This is a genomic window from Cohnella zeiphila (genome assembly GCF_014212055.1).
GTDB lineage: Bacteria > Bacillota > Bacilli > Paenibacillales > Paenibacillaceae > Cohnella > Cohnella zeiphila.
In genome coordinates this window covers 60,991-73,656 of the sequence record NZ_JACJVO010000012.1, presented here as the reverse complement: position 1 = coordinate 73,656, position 12,666 = coordinate 60,991, and the positions used below count along the sequence as shown (strand labels likewise).

The window sequence follows — 12,666 nt, the reverse complement described above, 5'->3', positions numbered from 1 at the left end:
CAGTTGGATTTTCGCGTGCGGATCGATTCATCCCTTGCAACCGGGCCCGTGCCCGCGACAGCCTTATCAAGTTAAATCCATTCCGCGATGGTGATCGTATTCCCGTCCGGGTCGACGACATCGAAATATTTTGAACATGGATCGTTGTCGTACCGCTCGCTCACCTGTACCCCTTCTTCTTTTAATTGGGCATAGAAGGACTCGATATCATCCGTCCTCAATTCAAAAAGGGAGGCCGGCACTCCTTGCCGGGTGAAATGCAACGGAGTCCTTTCCTTTTCTTCATGCAAAAAAACGTTCGGACCTTCATCGCCCAGTTGAATGATCGCATTGGCACCATTCGGGAAACGGATCGGTTCGCGAACTAACTTGCACCCCAAGTGGCTGACATACCACTGTGCCGACACCTTAACGTTTCGGACGGGAAAATTGATGCAAGAGATCCCGACGATTCGTTTGACCACTTTCCGCTCGAAAGCCTCGCCTAATTTTTGTTTGCTCAGCGTCTGCTCCGCCAACTCAAACAACTCCTTTTTTAATTTTTCTTTTGCCCTTCTTAGCCGACTTTCCGCCGCACTGACGGTGAGGTCCAGGAGCTTTGCGATTTCCTTCACGCGAAAGCCGCTCATGAAGTACAGATAAGCGACGACTCTGTATTTCTCGTCAAGTTGCGTTAAAGCCTCCCTAATCTGCCGATCCCGTTCTCTTTGAAAAACTTGTTCTTCCGTGGATTGCTTTGCAAGAAAATGTCCGTCTTCCAGTCTCAGCTCGGGATGTCGCCTGTACCTTCTCCACCAGTCTTCCGCCGTGTTTCGAGTAATGCTCATCAGCCAACTGCCGAATTTCCTTGGCTCCTCAAGCCTGATCAGGTTATACCAAGCTTTAATGAAAACCTCCTGCGCAACGTCCTCGGCATCGTTCGCATGTCCTAACCTGCTTCGAGCAATCGCATAGACGGCATTCGAGTACTTGCCGATCAAGCATCTGAAAGCGTCTATCTCACCTCGCATGGCTTGCAGAATGATCTCTTGGTCATCGTCAGGCATATTCCACCTCGTTCACCTTACAATCAATGGACGTAATTCAATGCGTATTCCGGTCAAAACGATCGAAACTTTTTTACTTCATGATAATAAAAATGGCCTCGCAGCCCAAACACCTTTTTTCCGGATGTTCAGTCTATGAGGCCACGGTTCCCCGCGATGTCTATAACGGCAAGTTACTTTTGAGCATCAAGAACAAACATAGATGCGTCCTGTCCCATGAAGATCTTGCTTCCGGTATAAAAAGTTCGAGATTGAATATCCCGATACCCGATTTTAGTCATCAATCGAGCAAGCTCGACTTGATCGAATCCGTTGTGAACGACCTCCGATACGACGTTTTCGTTTTTGTCGAAATCTACGATGAGTAGATGTCCTCCTTCATTCAGAACGTCGAATAACCTGGATAACACCAATTCAACGTCAGGAAGATGGAGCAGCACCTGAGCCATGAAAATATAGTCGGCGCGTAAATCCGATAAGATTTCCTTTTCAAAATCAAAACATAATGTATCCGCATTTCGAATGTGGGAATCGGTTATTTTTTGCTTGATTTGATTGATCATGTTCGGGGATGTATCCAGAAAAAGCATGGATTGAAACTCGTTTAACAAGTTCATGCCGACCAGACCGGTTCCGCACCCAAAGTCGATCGCATTCTTGCTTTTAGCGTCCGCTACATATTCGCGAATGGCATCCGACGATACCTTGGCAATGTGAATTCTCTCAGGGGTGTCGTACATGCTGGCTATCATTTCGAACTTATCCGTGTTTGCCATTCCGATCTCCCATCTGCCTTATTCAAAAACCAAAACGCTTCAAATCTCTCTTCTTTAGATGCCTCCAAGAAGAGTATCGAGTTGCTCCCAACGCTCCGCAGTGCGAATCATTTCTTCGGCAAAACGGGCAGGGACGATGCTGGACGATTCGAGCGACGGCTGGATCCACCAAAACGATTCGATACACCAGACATACCTGATTGCCCTCAAAAGCGAACCCGGCGGCAGCGGCCGCACACAACGGTAGCCTTCAGCGAAAGCCGCCAGCGCATCCTTACAAAACCCGCTCTCGCCGAGCGCGCCGGACAGGACCGCCCGCCCGAGATCCAGCGCAGGAAACGAGTAGCGTGCCCGGTCGAAATCAACGATGGCTGCCAGAGCGTCTCCTTCAAAAAGCAGGTTATCTGCCCACAGATCGAGGTGGGCCCAACCCGCAGTCAGCGGCGTAAAATCATCGTCTCCAAGCGAATCAACAATTGCCTTCTGTAATCGCAATGCGTTCCGGACGCGCTCGGTCGAATCGCGAGCGGCATCCCAATTTACTTCCCAGGTGCGCTCCATCTCTTCGCGAGACAATCGCCATGCGGGTTCCCCCGGCGGGTCTGCCGCTCCGAGCCCCGATGCCGCCGCGGAATCCCAGACGGTATGCATATCCGCAGCAGCTCGTCCCAGCGAGTGCATCCTACGCTCGCCGATCATGCCGGCCGGCACCATAGCGCCTGGGCAGCAGGTCATGACGGTCATGTACCTTCCGCACGGCAGGATATGCATACAGTGCCCTTCCAGCGTCAACGGCTCGGGACACTGCCCTCCCGACCGATAAAAAAGAAGCTGCAGCTGCAGCGCATTTTCAATCTTGCCGCGAAACTCCGGATCCTGCATCTTATAGCGCCCGGGATGATAGCTTTTGGCGAACAGCCAGCCCTTGTTCGTTTCAACCATCCACTTCTCGTTCTTCAGACCGCGCCTTACACGCTTGGCAGACCTCAATTCAACCGAAAAATGCTTTCTCAGCCATTCCGCGATCTCGTCCAGTAATTGGTCCTCAGTCGTAAACGGCATCTAGAGCCAACCTTTCGGGCGAAATGGAAGGCACCCGTTCGGGTGCCTTCTGAATTCAAGTCGCGACATCGTCGAAATTCCGTAGAAGACGCTGCTCCAACCCTTTTTCGTCTGCTTTCAGCTCTTGCATGATCGGAATGCTCATATCTGTATTGGGGTTGTATTTAAGGCCCCAGTGCATAATGGCGAATATCACCGGAAACAGATCGAGCGCCTTTTGTGTCGGCCGGTACATCGTCTGTGCCCGGTTGGATTCCCCTTCTATTTTAATAAGCAAGCCTGCTTCAACAAGCGATTGGAGCCGCGCGCTCAAAATATTGGTTGAGATGCGCTCTCGCGAAGCAAGAAACTCGCGGTAATGACGCTTGTTATGGATAAGGACGTCACGAAGGATGACCAGGCTCCAGGGATCGCCCCATATGTCTAGCGCATATACAATTGGACAAACGGTGGAAGCTCGTTTTTTCATAACACGATTATACCCTCTGTACTTGCGTTTTGCAATCACTAGCAATCGCAGCCGCATCTTTGTACTTGCATTTCAAAAGTACATGTTCTATACTCTGTGTGGCAGTTAACAGATCCTGGGACGGTGTTTCCTGAATGAATCAAAACTACAGTACTTCTTTTACGGTAGACGAAAGCCCCGAAGAAGTTTTCGCCGCCATCAATAACGTTCGCGGGTGGTGGTCGGAAGAAATCGAGGGCAAGACCGACGAGCTCGGTGAATTTAAGCACCGCTACCAAGACGTTCACCGCTGTACCCTCAACATCACCGAACTTGTTCCGGCTAAGAAGGTTGTTTGGCATGTGACGGACAACTATTTTAGCTTCGTGAAGGACAAGAGCGAGTGGAAGGATACGGACATTGTCTTTGAGATCGCCAAGAAAGGCGACCAAACGGAAGTGCGCTTTACGCACGTAGGCCTCGTCCCCGCGTATGAGTGCTACCAGGTTTGCTCGAACGCCTGGGGTACCCACATCAACGGCAGCCTTCGCGGCTTAATTACCAAAGGAAATGAAAGGAAGATTTCAAATGAACGGAAATCATTTCAGCGTTGTGGAAGCCGGCCTTTTTAGCAATCTGTTGAGCAAATCGAAGGACCCTATCCCGGGCAAGTACTTTCTAAAGGATCGGCTCGGACTAACCGGCATGGAAGTTTCGCTGAACCAACTGCCGGAGGGAGGCTCGATCCCGTTTCACCACACCCATCGCGAGAACGAGGAGCTGTACCTTTTCATTGGCGGCCGCGGCCAGTTTCAAGTCGATGGGCAGATCTTGGAGGTAAAGGAAGGAACGGCTATTCGTGTCTCTCCTGAAGGGGAACGCACGCTTCGCAATAATGGTACCGGCGATTTGTCCTTCGTTGTCATTCAAGCCCAGGCAGGCAGTCTCCGCCAATGGGCGGGGACTGATGGCGTCATACTCGACAAACCGGTCGCCTGGGAGGAATAGGATCGCTTGCCGCAAACGACTTGCGGTGAAATAGAAAGGCACCAATCGGGTGCCTTTCTAGATAAACTACCGACACGTTGTCGACAGTCTGGAGCATCCAAAATCAGCCTTGTTGACGAGAAATCGATACTTTCAGGACCTCTTGAAAACTCATCGGAGGCCGGCCGATCAAATGAGCCAGAGCAGGATCGACTTGCGCGAAGTCACCCTGACGGCTTGCCTGAAACATCCCCATCCGCATATTTACACTCGCTTCCGGCACGCCTTGAGCCCTCATGCGGCCCCGAAACTCTTCGTCCGGCACAACGATTCGACGGATGGTCCGCCCCAAGATCTCGGAAGCGATTGCCGCAATCCCTTCCATGTCAATGGCTTCGGATCCCGTAAGATTGGGAGTCATGCCATCCAATTTCCGATCGCTCAGGATCGCCGCCGCAGCTTCGGCCAAGTCGGAGTGGGCTGTCCAGGCAACCGGACCGTCCTCAGGAGCGATTAATTCCCCTGTTTGCAATGCTCCGCCGATCAACAGGAGTGCCGATTCGGCGTAGTAGCCGTTACGGAGCGACGTGAAGGCAATACCGGAAGCATTCAGCCGTTGTTCGGTAGCCGCATGATGAATCATGGGAGCGAAGGGCGATGTCGGGGAAGAGCCCATGTGACTCGTGTACAGGACCCGACTGGCCCCTGCCTTCTTTGCCGTGTCCATCGCTGTTTGATGCTGCCGAATCCCACGAGGGATATCGGCTTCGCCCAGGATGCCGGTCGAAACGATGAGAACCTGCGACGCCCCCTCAAAAGCGTGGAGCAGACTCTCGGGATCGTCGAAGTCGCCCCGACGCACACGGACTCCGCGCTCCTGCAGATCCTGCGCCTGGCTCGGATCGCGGACGCTGACTCCTATCTGCTCGGCCGGTACACGCTTTAGCAGCTGCTCTGCCACGGCCCGACCCAATTTCCCATTGGCCCCGGTAACGATAATCATGACAACATCTCCTTATCCGCGAACGGGCTTGCCGTTTCTGAATTGCATATTGGGGAAAGAAGCGCCGGCGATCTCGCGTTCCGGTATCGCTGCTTCGATTTCCCCGATCTCGTCTTCCGTCAGATGATGATCAAGCGACTTCAAGGCCTCTTGCAGATGAGCCGGCGATACGGTACCGATGAGCGGGACGATGTCTTCGCCTTTGGATAAAATCCAGGCAAACGCCAGCTGGGACAACGTCATTTGCTTCCTTGCGGCGATCTCGCCCAGTCTCTTGGCCAAGGAAACGTTTTTCTCTATATTCTCTTCAAAAAACAACGGAACGTAGCCGCCTTTGCTCCTTTGGATCCGCTCGTCTGTCCAATGGCCGGCTAGAAGGCCATGAGCCGCCGCCCCAAAAGCAACGACGCCGATCCCTAATTCCCTTGCGGCCGGCAAGATCTCTTTCTCGATGCTCCGGTTAAAAAGCGAATATTCGACTTCCACCAAGCTGATCGGATGCGTGGCATGCGCTCTTCTCAACGTCTCGGCGTCGACCTGGCTGACGCCGATCTGCTTGACATAGCCGGCTTGAACCAGCTCGGCAATGGCGCCGATCGTCTCTTCAACCGGGATCCCCAGATCGATTCTTGCGGGCTGGTAAAGATCGATATAGTCGAGATTGAGCCGTCGGAGCGAATAGGCAAGGTAGTTCTTCACGTGATGGGGAGAGACGTCCAGTCCGTACAAGGACCCGTCCAGCGTATTCAATGCCCCAAACTTCAGCGATATAAAATAATCATCCCTTTTGTACCCCTTCAGCGCTTCGGCGATGACCATCTCGCTTCGGCCTGCACCGTAGAAATCCCCCGTGTTGAGATGATGGACTCCACTCTCGAATGCGGCATGAATGGCGGCAATGCCGGCGCTTTTGACCGCTTCATCGACATTTGACATGTGACCGCAGCCGAGTCCGATTCTGGTAAGCTTCAATCCGTTTTTGGGATCGTTCATCATGACATTCTCCTCCATTTTCTTTCTTAAATTATGTAGCCGTCTACCTATTCGTTTAAAAAAATAAGCAAATGGCACGGCAAAGTTATCGCTTCGACAGCTGATTTTCAACGTTTTCAAATGCGCGGGTCAGCAGAGAAACAAACATCGCTTTTTCGGCATCCGACATCCCTTGAGTGATCAAATCTTCGGATTTCGAGAAGGCATCACTCCTCTCGCTCAGAAATTGTTTGGCTTTGTCCGTAACCTCGATACGGAGGTTGCGGCCGTCGGCAGGGCTGCTGTTGCGCGTGATGAAGCCGGACTTCTCCAGACCGTTCAATAGGTTGGTTACAGACGGACCGCTCAAAGCCATTGTTTTCTCAAGAAACTTTCGGTTGATCTCTTTATGCTCCTCTATGGATTGATGAATATGCGACAGAAGAATCGCTTGCGAGCTGTTCAAGCCATGTTCCTTCAGAAGCTGGTCGATGATTTCCCGAACCTTCTGCGCGATAAGCTTAATGTATAGACTGTAGGGGTACCTATCGAAAATGCTTTGCATAGAGTTCTCCTCAAATTTGTGTAGATGTCTACACTATAGAATCGATCTTTCGTTTTGTCAACTCCGGATGCTTGCGAACATCCCTCGGCTCAAGGGGTATCCTCTTGAACCGGGATATATACGGTAATTTTTAAGTCGGGATAATCCGCGATAGTCAGCGACTGGTGCTCGAACGCGAGTTCGCCGAGCTTGGGGTGATGGAACCTTTTGAGTCCAAGCGGGATGCCCAGCACTTCATGATTTTCCCACCATTCCTTGAACTGTTCGCTCGTCTTCTTAAGCAGGTCGACCAGCTCCTCGAACGCAGGATCGCCGATGTGCTGGCCGTAGCTAGTCCGAAATTGGGCCAGGAGGTTCCGGGCCACGTTCGGCCAATCCGGCAGCAAGCCGGGGTAATCGGGACGGGCGAACATCCGCCACAGACTGTTTCTTTCCAGAACGTTCATCCGGTTAAAGTCGCCGAACAGCTCGCAAGCCGCGTTATTCCAAGCGATCGTGTCCCACCTCGGTCCTCTTACGTAAGCGGGGAAAGGCTCCAATTTATCCAGCATCCGCTGCACGGACGGATCCACGCGATGATCGGGCATCCATTCTTTGACGGGCGGGCGGTGCTCGGCAAGCGTATATAAATGCAGCAGCTCGTACCGGTTCAATTGCAGGGCTTTGCCCAAACTGTCCAGAACCTGGGCAGAGGGCCGGACGTCCCGCCCCTGTTCAAGCCACGTATACCAAATGTTGCTTACCCCGGCCATATCCGCCACTTCTTCGCGGCGAAGCCCTTTGGCCCGGCGACGCGGCGCGCTTTGGATCCCAAGATCGGATGGGGATAAGCGCGATCGGCGCGATTGCAAGAAAGCCCCTAGCTCCTTGCGGCGTTTCAAATCTTCTTCCACTCTCTCTCTCCTCCGATCCAGGTATTATTTTTTATAATCGTATAAACGGTATTCTTACAAAAAAACCTTTCTCGTCTAAGATGGGTCTATAACTTGTCGAGAAGGGTGATTGAAGTGACCAAGACAAATGAAGCGCAGCTTGATCCCCGCAGATGGTGGGCTTTGGCGGTGGTGTTGTCCGCGACATTTATGGCTTTGCTTGATTCTTTTATCGTCAATGTCGCGATTCCCTCCATCCAATCCGATCTAGGGGCAAGCGCCTCGGACATTCAGTTTATTCTTGCGGGCTATACGCTTGCTTATGCCGTTCTGCTGATTACCGGAAGCCGGCTCGGCGATATGTTCGGGCGAAAACGGTTGTTTCTCACGGGGATGTTAGGATTCGTTGTCGCTTCGGCGCTATGCGGCGCCGCTCCCTCCGCGATGTACCTGATTTTGTTTCGCGTGCTTCAGGGCGTAACGTCGGCTGCCATGATGCCGCAAGTGCTCGCCATGATTCAAGTAAGCTTTCCCGACAATGAAAAGGCGAAAGCCATCGGGTTGTACGGTGCGACCATCGGCATCGCCACGGTATCCGGTCAGCTGCTCGGCGGCTACCTGATCAGCCAAAATCTGTTCGGCTTGGGATGGCGCTCCGTGTTTCTCGTGAACGTCCCGATTGGGGCGGCCGCCTTACTCGCCGGTATCCCGCTGCTCCGGGAGTCGCGCAATCCTGCAGCCAGACGCCTGGATCTGACCGGCGCCCTCCTTTTAACGGCAAGTCTGCTGGCGCTTGCATTTCCTCTGGTTCAAGGCCGCGAGGCGGGCTGGCCCTTATGGTCGATCCTCTTGCTTGCCTGCTTCCCGGTATGTTTGACACTGTTTATTATATATGAGCGCAAAATTCTTGAAAATGGAAGACCTCCGCTGCTCGCCCCTTCGCTTTTCCGCGATCGTTCCTTTCGTCTTGGCATATCGCTCATTCTCGTCTTTTATGCGATCGCTTCGGCGCTTTTCTTCACGCTAGCCGTTATGCTGCAGCAGGGCTTCGGTTACTCTGCTTTGACTTCGGGGTTAACCTATTTGCCGCTGGGAATCGGCTTCTTCCTCGCCTCTCTGGCATCGCCAAAGCTCATGAGCAAGTTCGGACCGGCTGTTCTATTCGTCGGAGCCATTCTTACGGCAGGCGGCATAGGCTACACCTTGGAAATTGTCCATCATTACGGCGGTCATCTGGTTTGGAATGCGCTTTGGCCGAGTTTATTCGTCGTCGGCGTCGGGCAAGGCATCTGCGCGGCGCCGCTCATCGGAACCATTCTATCCAAGGTCCGTCAGGAGAATATAGGGGCGGCCTCCGGTGTTCTGACGACCGCGACCCAACTCAGCACCGCGCTTGGCGTATGTTTTGTCGGAATCTTCTTCTATCGGGCTTTGGATATGTCCCATTCGCCTGACGCTCCTGCCCGTTACGCACACGCCTTTACCGTCGCGCTGGAATTTGTACTGATCTTGTCCGCGATCTATGCGTTCCTGCTCGCCTTCTTAATGAGAGCGGGACAGCGGCGGCAACCGGAGAAAGCTGCCCGTGCTTCCGGGCTGAAGGGCTGATTCGTATGGCCGGCTACCTGAATCAAATACGTTTCAATGATATCCCTGTATCGAATCTGGAGTTTTCGCTTGAATGGTATCATTCCTATCTTGGATTTGATGTTCAATATAAGAATGACGAAATCGGAATTCTTAGTTTGGAGCGCGGTCCTGTATTAATCCTAACCGGATCAGATTACAGGTCGTCTTCGGGGAAGCTAAGCATGGAAGGGAAGGCCGTTCCGATCATCGGGTTCGAGACCCAGGAGATTGATAAGCTGTATCGTTGCCTTCGTTCAAAAGGCGTTGCGGTTACCGCCATTCGCGATGAGGACATCGGCCGCTTCTTCGGACTGATGGACCCTGATGGAAACATGTACTCTGTCCTGAATAGTCATTCCGAACGCCTTGCCAGAGCCAGGTGATACGGCACCGCAAGCGGTCTCCCTGCGACAGGATGGCCGCTTGCGGCTGCTTGTATTTTCGTAAATAGGTACTACATGACCGGTCGGATGACCAATTCATTCACATCGACGTCAGCCGGCTGCCCGATGGCATAAGCGATTGCGCGGGCGATGGCCGAAGCGGGCAGCGCAGTGCGCCGGAATTCTTTCATCCGCTCTCTCGCCCCGTTGTCCGTTATGCTGTCGGCCAGCTCGGACTCCGTGACGCCCGGCGAGACGAGGGTTACGCGGATGCCTTGTCCGGCAACCTCTTGCCGCAACCCATCGGTAATAGCCCGCACGGCATACTTGGTCGCGCTATATACGGATGCCATCGGGGATACAGCGTAGGCTGCGATAGACGCTACATTGACGAATTGCCCGAATCCTTGCTCTTTCATGACCGGAAGCCCGGCGGCAATGCCGTGAAGAACGCCGCGGATATTAACGTCGATCATCCGGTCCCATTCTTCGATCTTCAAGGCTGCCAAAGGCGATAGCGGCATGATGCCGGCATTATTCACGATAGCGTCCAGACGTCCGAAACGGTTCATTGCCAATTCAACGATGGTCCGCATCTGAGTGAGTTCCGTCACGTCGAGCTGTTGAACGGCAACGGAACCGCCCTCCTGGCGGATGGCCGATGCCAGAGCCTCAAGCTTTTCCAAGCGCCTGGCCCCGATCACCACGTGCGCCCCCCCGCGCGCGAGTTCACGGGCTGTTGCTTCGCCAATTCCGCTGCTTGCTCCCGTAATGATAACCGTTTTGCCATATCGTGCAGTCATTATGCTTTGCTCCTCCCTCATGGAAAATGGCTCCATACAGCCGATCGGCCGGATTCATCAAGTTGCGAAATAATGCTCCCGATCCAGGTCGGAAAGGAGTGACGGTTGCACAGGCCGCCATCCGAAGCGCTCCCGTGTCAGAGCGCTTGATGCCGGGATGTCCGCCGAAACAAAGTGCGTCAACCAACCGAAGTGGGCGGCTGCCTCCTCGGGCGACTTGCTGCTCACCGGAACACCTAATCGACGGCCGATTACGCCGGCGATCTCGCGGATCGGCACCCCCTCGTCGCCAATCGCATGCAGCCGCGTACCCGCCGGTGCCGCCTCAAGCGCCAGCCGGTAAAGACGTGCGGCATCCAATCGGTGCACGGCAGGCCAGCGGTTAGCGCCGTCGCCCACATAGGCCGAGACGCCCGTGCGGCGGGCGAGATCGATCAACGCCGGAACAAACCAGCGATCGCCATCGCCATGTACCGAGTGCGGAAGTCGCACCACCGACGCTCGCACCCCATGCTGCGCCATTGAAAGTGCTGCCTCTTCCGATGCGGCGCGGTGCTTCACTGCGGAATGAGGATCGGGAGCATCTTCTTCGGTCCCGAGGCGGCCCGGCGCGAGGTGCCCGATTACGGAGGTGACGATGAGGGGGCGGCCGGATTCCGCAAGCGCGGTACCGAGCGTCTCTACCGCGAGCTTGTCTGCCGCACCGGAGGACGCAAGGTTCGAGAAATCGTGAATAAAGGCGGTGTGTATGACACCATCCGAGGCAGCGGCTCCGCTTCTGAGGCTGTCCGGATTATCAAGAGAGCCGCGGTGAACTGCCGCTCCCGCCGCGGCAAGCATCGCTGCGGACTTATCCGAGCGGGCAAGGCCAAGCACCTCATGCCCTGCTTCAATCAGTTCGCGCACGATGGCGGAGCCGACGAACCCGGACGCTCCTGTGACAAAAACACGCATAATGAAGTCCTCCTTAAGCTGTAAAATAGGAGAGCCGGCGAACACCAACGGCGCAAATCCATAATCAACGCCGCCAGCCCTAAGGCTAGACTCATTTTATATTGGATTTCGCCCGGATGTTTGCCTGTTCCGCGTCCTTTCTTGCCTAATCCGCCAAGAGTAAAAACAAAAACCCGCTTCGCCTTATGGCCGCGGGTTACAGTTTGATCCATGCCTTATTTTCTTCAACGTAATCTGGCGATGTCTCTCTTTGGCGGGCTGCCGAAAAAGCGGCTGTAATCCCGGTTAAATTGAGAGGCGCTCACATACCCTACCAGCCGGCATGCGGTGGTCGCATCCGTTGAATCGGAGACCATCAGACGTCTCGCTTCATGAAGGCGCAGCGCTTTCTGGTACTGCAGCGGGCTCATCGATGTGACGGACTTAAAATGCTCGCGGAACGAAGACTCGCTCATGTGCACCAGCTCGGCCAAGTCCGCAATCTTCATCTGCCGGGAGAAGTTGTCGCGAAGCCAAGCAATGGCCTTCGCCATTCGCTGCACGCCGGAATCCGCAATACCCATTTCAGCGGCGTGAACGCCGATCGGGCTGCGCAGTACTCGGATCAAAATCTCTTCCACCACGAGCGGGGCAACCCATTCAGCATCGCCTGGACTCGACAGGCAATCCACCAGCCTCCTCACCGCGTCCATGATGCCGGGGTCGGCGCTCGCGACGTAACCCGAGCTCCGTTGACGAGCCGGCGGCAAGCCCTGGGGATACACTTTCAAGACCAGCTCGGCAATCTTCTGCGGGTTGAGCTCCAGCCTGACGCCGAGGATCGGTTCGGAATAGCTGGCTTGAACGGCCTTTATCGCGATCGGCAGGGCAACGGGAAACAGGAGCATTTGCGACCTGCCGAACGGAAAGATCTCCTGCCCCATCGTGACGGTCTTCGCCCCCTGTGCAGTAATTAATAAAGAAGGCAAGTAAAAGGTCTTGACGTAGTCCGTGTTTGTTCGTGAAAAGCGACTGACATATAAACCGGGGATGCGCTGGCTAAAGACGCCGTCATGCGGAGCATGGGCATAGATCAAGCGTGCCAGCCGGGCTGTTATTGCGTCAAGCGATCCCTCGACGTTCCTGGCCGCCGTTGAAACCTCATGTTCATCAGGCATCCTCATCAT

15 protein-coding genes are annotated in these 12,666 nt (G+C 54.2%); 4 read left to right on the top strand and 11 right to left on the bottom strand.

Translation table 11 applies throughout. From position 1 onward, the window contains the following. Positions 1-71: 71 nt before the first annotated feature. The 4 genes from H7C18_RS11090 to H7C18_RS11075 all read right to left on the bottom strand — a co-directional run bounded on the left by H7C18_RS11090 (position 72) and on the right by H7C18_RS11075 (position 3,353). Positions 72-1,046 (bottom strand): sigma-70 family RNA polymerase sigma factor, encoded by a 975-nt coding sequence (locus H7C18_RS11090; RefSeq protein ID WP_185129123.1) that lies wholly within the window; start codon positions 1,044-1,046, stop codon positions 72-74. Between the two features lie 173 nt (positions 1,047-1,219). Beyond that, the gene (locus H7C18_RS11085) at positions 1,220-1,822 is read right to left on the bottom strand and encodes a class I SAM-dependent methyltransferase (protein WP_185129122.1); all 603 of its coding nucleotides are present in this window, start codon (positions 1,820-1,822) and stop codon (positions 1,220-1,222) included. A gap of 54 nt (positions 1,823-1,876) precedes the next feature. Next, positions 1,877-2,884, bottom strand: a complete 1,008-nt coding sequence (locus H7C18_RS11080; RefSeq protein WP_185129121.1) for a phosphotransferase — start codon at positions 2,882-2,884, stop codon at positions 1,877-1,879. Between the two features lie 55 nt (positions 2,885-2,939). After that, on the bottom strand, positions 2,940-3,353 hold the full coding sequence (locus H7C18_RS11075) for a winged helix-turn-helix transcriptional regulator (RefSeq protein WP_185129120.1): 414 nt from the start codon (positions 3,351-3,353) through the stop codon (positions 2,940-2,942). 134 nt (positions 3,354-3,487) lie between these two features. On the opposite strand from H7C18_RS11075, the gene H7C18_RS11070 reads away from it, so the two are divergent. Both H7C18_RS11070 and H7C18_RS11065 read left to right on the top strand, forming a co-directional pair. Next, on the top strand, positions 3,488-3,964 hold the full coding sequence (locus H7C18_RS11070; protein ID WP_185129119.1) for an SRPBCC family protein: 477 nt from the start codon (positions 3,488-3,490) through the stop codon (positions 3,962-3,964). After that, the gene (locus H7C18_RS11065) at positions 3,921-4,340 is read left to right on the top strand and encodes a cupin domain-containing protein (protein ID WP_185129118.1); all 420 of its coding nucleotides are present in this window, start codon (positions 3,921-3,923) and stop codon (positions 4,338-4,340) included. The genes H7C18_RS11070 and H7C18_RS11065 overlap by 44 nt, the downstream gene beginning before the upstream one ends. Before the next feature lie 103 nt (positions 4,341-4,443). Here H7C18_RS11065 and H7C18_RS11060 read toward each other — a convergent pair whose 3' ends face one another. The 4 genes from H7C18_RS11060 to H7C18_RS11045 form a co-directional block, all read right to left on the bottom strand. Then, positions 4,444-5,322 (bottom strand): SDR family oxidoreductase, encoded by an 879-nt coding sequence (locus H7C18_RS11060; protein ID WP_185129117.1) that lies wholly within the window; start codon positions 5,320-5,322, stop codon positions 4,444-4,446. A gap of 12 nt (positions 5,323-5,334) precedes the next feature. Beyond that, on the bottom strand, positions 5,335-6,315 hold the full coding sequence (locus H7C18_RS11055; RefSeq protein ID WP_185129116.1) for an aldo/keto reductase: 981 nt from the start codon (positions 6,313-6,315) through the stop codon (positions 5,335-5,337). An 85-nt stretch (positions 6,316-6,400) separates the two neighbouring features. After that, the gene (locus tag H7C18_RS11050) at positions 6,401-6,859 is read right to left on the bottom strand and encodes a MarR family winged helix-turn-helix transcriptional regulator (RefSeq protein ID WP_185129115.1); all 459 of its coding nucleotides are present in this window, start codon (positions 6,857-6,859) and stop codon (positions 6,401-6,403) included. An 89-nt stretch (positions 6,860-6,948) separates the two neighbouring features. Next, positions 6,949-7,752: an MmyB family transcriptional regulator gene (locus tag H7C18_RS11045; RefSeq protein ID WP_202887015.1), complete on the bottom strand. Its 804-nt coding sequence runs from the start codon at positions 7,750-7,752 to the stop codon at positions 6,949-6,951. A 114-nt stretch (positions 7,753-7,866) separates the two neighbouring features. Here H7C18_RS11045 and H7C18_RS11040 point away from each other — a divergent pair, with 114 nt between their 5' ends. Beyond that, entirely contained in the window at positions 7,867-9,339 is a 1,473-nt protein-coding gene (locus H7C18_RS11040; RefSeq protein WP_185129114.1) for a DHA2 family efflux MFS transporter permease subunit, read from the top strand. Positions 9,340-9,344: 5 nt separating this feature from the next. Continuing rightward, positions 9,345-9,743 (top strand): VOC family protein, encoded by a 399-nt coding sequence (locus H7C18_RS11035; RefSeq protein WP_185129113.1) that lies wholly within the window; start codon positions 9,345-9,347, stop codon positions 9,741-9,743. 71 nt (positions 9,744-9,814) lie between these two features. Here the strand turns inward: H7C18_RS11035 and H7C18_RS11030 are convergent, their stop codons facing one another. The 3 genes from H7C18_RS11030 to H7C18_RS11020 all read right to left on the bottom strand — a co-directional run bounded on the left by H7C18_RS11030 (position 9,815) and on the right by H7C18_RS11020 (position 12,666). Beyond that, positions 9,815-10,567, bottom strand: coding sequence for an SDR family oxidoreductase (locus H7C18_RS11030; RefSeq protein ID WP_420481851.1), 753 nt, complete (start codon positions 10,565-10,567; stop codon positions 9,815-9,817). Positions 10,568-10,603: 36 nt separating this feature from the next. Next, entirely contained in the window at positions 10,604-11,500 is an 897-nt protein-coding gene (locus H7C18_RS11025) for an SDR family oxidoreductase (protein WP_185129112.1), read from the bottom strand. Positions 11,501-11,724: 224 nt separating this feature from the next. Continuing rightward, positions 11,725-12,666 (bottom strand): AraC family transcriptional regulator, encoded by a 942-nt coding sequence (locus H7C18_RS11020; protein WP_337913311.1) that lies wholly within the window; start codon positions 12,664-12,666, stop codon positions 11,725-11,727.

Excerpts from the sequence above, each read along its gene's own strand:
- H7C18_RS11090 (WP_185129123.1), bottom strand. The coding sequence starts at position 1,046 with ATGCCTGACGATGACCAAGAGATCATTCTGCAAGCCATGCGAGGTGAG.
- H7C18_RS11085 (WP_185129122.1), bottom strand. The coding sequence starts at position 1,822 with ATGGCAAACACGGATAAGTTCGAAATGATAGCCAGCATGTACGACACC.
- H7C18_RS11080 (WP_185129121.1), bottom strand. The coding sequence starts at position 2,884 with ATGCCGTTTACGACTGAGGACCAATTACTGGACGAGATCGCGGAATGG.
- H7C18_RS11075 (WP_185129120.1), bottom strand. The coding sequence starts at position 3,353 with ATGAAAAAACGAGCTTCCACCGTTTGTCCAATTGTATATGCGCTAGAC.
- H7C18_RS11070 (WP_185129119.1), top strand. The coding sequence starts at position 3,488 with ATGAATCAAAACTACAGTACTTCTTTTACGGTAGACGAAAGCCCCGAA.
- H7C18_RS11065 (WP_185129118.1), top strand. The coding sequence starts at position 3,921 with ATGAACGGAAATCATTTCAGCGTTGTGGAAGCCGGCCTTTTTAGCAAT.
- H7C18_RS11060 (WP_185129117.1), bottom strand. The coding sequence starts at position 5,322 with ATGATTATCGTTACCGGGGCCAATGGGAAATTGGGTCGGGCCGTGGCA.
- H7C18_RS11055 (WP_185129116.1), bottom strand. The coding sequence starts at position 6,315 with ATGAACGATCCCAAAAACGGATTGAAGCTTACCAGAATCGGACTCGGC.
- H7C18_RS11050 (WP_185129115.1), bottom strand. The coding sequence starts at position 6,859 with ATGCAAAGCATTTTCGATAGGTACCCCTACAGTCTATACATTAAGCTT.
- H7C18_RS11035 (WP_185129113.1), top strand. The coding sequence starts at position 9,345 with ATGGCCGGCTACCTGAATCAAATACGTTTCAATGATATCCCTGTATCG.
- H7C18_RS11030 (WP_420481851.1), bottom strand. The coding sequence starts at position 10,567 with ATGAGGGAGGAGCAAAGCATAATGACTGCACGATATGGCAAAACGGTT.
- H7C18_RS11025 (WP_185129112.1), bottom strand. The coding sequence starts at position 11,500 with ATGCGTGTTTTTGTCACAGGAGCGTCCGGGTTCGTCGGCTCCGCCATC.
- H7C18_RS11020 (WP_337913311.1), bottom strand. The coding sequence starts at position 12,666 with ATGATGAGGATGCCTGATGAACATGAGGTTTCAACGGCGGCCAGGAAC.